The sequence below is a fragment of the Amycolatopsis sp. NPDC051128 genome (assembly GCF_040682715.1).
Classification (GTDB): Bacteria; Actinomycetota; Actinomycetes; order Mycobacteriales; family Pseudonocardiaceae; genus Amycolatopsis.
Genome location: NZ_JBFBBN010000001.1, coordinates 1 through 2,970, shown reverse-complemented (window position 1 = coordinate 2,970; position 2,970 = coordinate 1). Strand labels below are relative to the sequence as shown.

2 protein-coding genes and 1 pseudogene are annotated in these 2,970 nt (G+C 65.9%); 1 reads left to right on the top strand and 2 read right to left on the bottom strand.

Translation table 11 applies throughout. The features are described from left to right. On the bottom strand, window positions 1-1,689 hold a 1,689-nt coding region (locus AB0M82_RS00015), incomplete at its 3' end, for a tetratricopeptide repeat protein (RefSeq protein WP_364715866.1). 101 nt (window positions 1,690-1,790) lie between these two features. Next, window positions 1,791-2,264, bottom strand: coding sequence for a hypothetical protein (locus tag AB0M82_RS00010; protein WP_364715863.1), 474 nt, complete (start codon window positions 2,262-2,264; stop codon window positions 1,791-1,793). A 261-nt stretch (window positions 2,265-2,525) separates the two neighbouring features. Here AB0M82_RS00010 and AB0M82_RS00005 point away from each other — a divergent pair. After that, window positions 2,526-2,876: pseudogene (locus AB0M82_RS00005) on the top strand (transposase family protein); the annotation flags it as partial. Between the last annotated feature and the right edge of the window lie 94 nt (window positions 2,877-2,970).

Genomic DNA, 2,970 nt, shown 5'->3' with positions numbered 1-2,970 from the left:
CTGGAGGTCGAGGACGACTTCGTACTCGGTTCGCGCTGTGGTGAGATCGCCCAGATGCTGCAGCACGCCAGCGAGATTGTGCCGGGTGGTAAGGGTATCGGGGTGATTCTCGCCCAACGTCTTTCGCCGGAGGTCGAGGACGACTTCGTACTCCGCTTGGGCCGCGGCGAAGTCACCCTTGCCCGCTGCGACAAAGGCTATGCCGTGTCGCGCCGCAAGCGTGCGTTCGTGTTCGTCGCCAAGAGCGCGGCTGCAGGCCCGCAGCATCGACTGGTACTCGGCTTCGGCTTGTGCGCGCAAGCCGCGGACGTACAAATGCCGGGCGGCCAGGTCGACCGTGTGCGCTACGCGGTCAACCAAAGTCTGGTCGATGTCGGTTCGTGCGACGGCAGGCAGTAGATGAAAGGCGTGCGGAGCAAGCAAAGTCCAGAAGCGCCATCTGGTGTGATCCTGTGGTGACCAGTCGGGCTCACCTGCGACCGAACCGACCAGCAATCGCGCGGCAGTGGTCAAATAGTCGTCGTCACCGTGGAGAGGATCGAGGTAACGGTGGCTGGCGTCGCGCATCAGAGGGTGCAGTTGCAGCACCGGCATAGCAGCATCGGCAGGGGTCAACGCGGCGGCGGCAGTCAGACTGAAAAGGCCAAGGTCCGCCGATTCGTGGAGCAACGATCCGGCCTGTTCGCGGTCCAGACCGGCGAACACTGGCGAGTCGAATAGGGCATGTTGCCGCAGGATGTTGCGGTAAGGCAGCGGGGCGGGAGCAAAGTGAGCGAGCAACCGCATGAACGGGCCCGCAAGTGAGAGGCCCCGCTTCTCCAGCAAGCGGATCGCCATCCGCCAGACTTCGTCTACCACCGGTCCCGTGCTGCCGGCCTGATGCTGCGGAGCGGTGCGCATGAGGTCCGTCCGGCCCAGGTCGAGGGCGGCGTGGAAGTCCTGGTACGTGATGACAGCATCGTCATCGACCCACAGGTCATCCACGGACTTAGCAAGATAGAGGCCAACCGCTTTCAACGCCAACGGCAACCCTCCTAGCCGCTCGGACAGAGCGCACGCCGCCTTGATGTCCCCGCGGCCGGCTGCGAGGTCGAGCAGCACCTGGGCACCGTCGGCGGGATCGAGCATGTCCACCGGTATCTGCCGCAGCCGCGGACCCGCATGTGTCCGGCCGCCGCTGCGCCTGCTGGTGACCAAGACTAGCCCGCGATGATTGAGGACCGGGCGGATCCACCCGTCCGCCCAAACCACCCCGTCCGCGGTCACATCGAACACCTCGGGGTCGTCGGCGTTGTCGACGACCAGTAGCCACCGTTGAGTTTGTGTATTCAATCGGCGCCAGATCGCCTCCGCTGCATCGTCGGCCTGGAGTTCCTCGGTGCTGGCCCCGATCAAACGCCCGACGGCGTGCATACCCGCCACCAGCCGCGCGCGGTCGACCGCAGACACCCACCAGACGTCCACCCCTTCGGCCGACAGCTTTCGTCCCACCGCCGCGGCGATCGAGGTCTTCCCACTGCCTCCCAACCCGTGCAGAAGAAGGGAACGCTCACCGTCGCCGGCATCCTCGAAACTATTGAGCAAATCCTGAACAACCCGGCCGCGGCCACGCAGGTGCTCACCACCGATGATGTCCGGCGGCACGGCCACCGACTGGGCGAAAGCCGCCCGCTCCACCGTGAATGGCACCGTGGGAGCCGTCCCGAAGCCGCCGATGGCGCCTGCTGCGACACCGCCAGAACTGGCCAAGTAGACGGTGTCGGCACGAATGTTTGGACCCCCGGGAACAGTCAGTCCTGATTCGTCCCGGGCTGGGGAGGGTTTCCCGACGTCGACACGTTCCCGTGGATCGCCTGCGCCGCGACACCGCCGGAGGTTGCCGACGTCGTGGAATCACGGCCGACAACGGCACTGTGGTCACCGGTGACCGCCGTCACCGACACCCCGTCCGCCTTCAACTGTTCCACCACGCCGCGCAGCTCATCGGCGGACTCAGGGTGTTCTTCCAGTACGTCGCGCAATCGTGTCGCCCACTCGGTCGCGCGTACCTCCCGTGCCCGCTCCAGCTCCGCGCCTGCCAGGGGCAACAGTTCCGTGTGCGTACGCTCCAGCCGCCCTTCCACCACCGCGACCTGCTGCTGGTCGCCACGGCCCAGGAACCGAGCAAACTTCTCCTTCGTCTTCGACCACGCATCCGTGGCCGCGGCCTCCACCAGCGCCGTGCCACCCGCGGCCGCCAACGCGACCAACGCCTCCTCTAACACGAAACCTCCCTGACGACTCAAAGCTCGACGAGTGCCGAAACCTACGCCCTAGGATCGCTATCCGGTCACCTACTGTTACTAACACCCGCGCCATGGACCCGGACAATCTAGGCTGCCCACGGTTCGGCTGCCCAGTACGGGACTGTAAAACGTTCGGCTCTGGCGCACTTTCGGTGGTGGTGTGGTGGGTCCCCGGCCGGGACGGGTTTTGCGGGCTTGTCATGATCGTTTGTGGCTGAGGTGGCGAAGCTGGTCGGTGCGGTGTTTTCGGGGCTTTCGGCGCTGTCGATTGAGGGTGTCGAGGACGCTGGAGAGGTGATCGTGGTACGGGCGTCAACCAGGGGCGATGCGGTGGCGTGCGCTGGCTGTGGGACGCCGACGGGCCGGGTTCATGCTTTCCACGAGCGGGTCCCGGCGGATGTGCCGGTTGATGGACGTCGGGTGCTGGTGAGGTTGCGGGTGCGGCGGATGCGGTGCTCGGTCATCGAGTGCGCGCGCCAGACCTTCCGGGAGCAAGTGCCCGGCCTGGTCGAGCGGTACGAGCGACGCACCGTCCGGCTGGGTGAACAGGTCCGTGCTGTTGTGCGTGAGCTGGTCGGCAGGGTCTCTGCCGGGTCTGCCCAGACTTCGGTTGACACCGGGGCTGACTGTTTCTCAGGCCGCTGATGCGGTCGTGTAGATGGTCTCAAACTCGACCGGGGTGAGC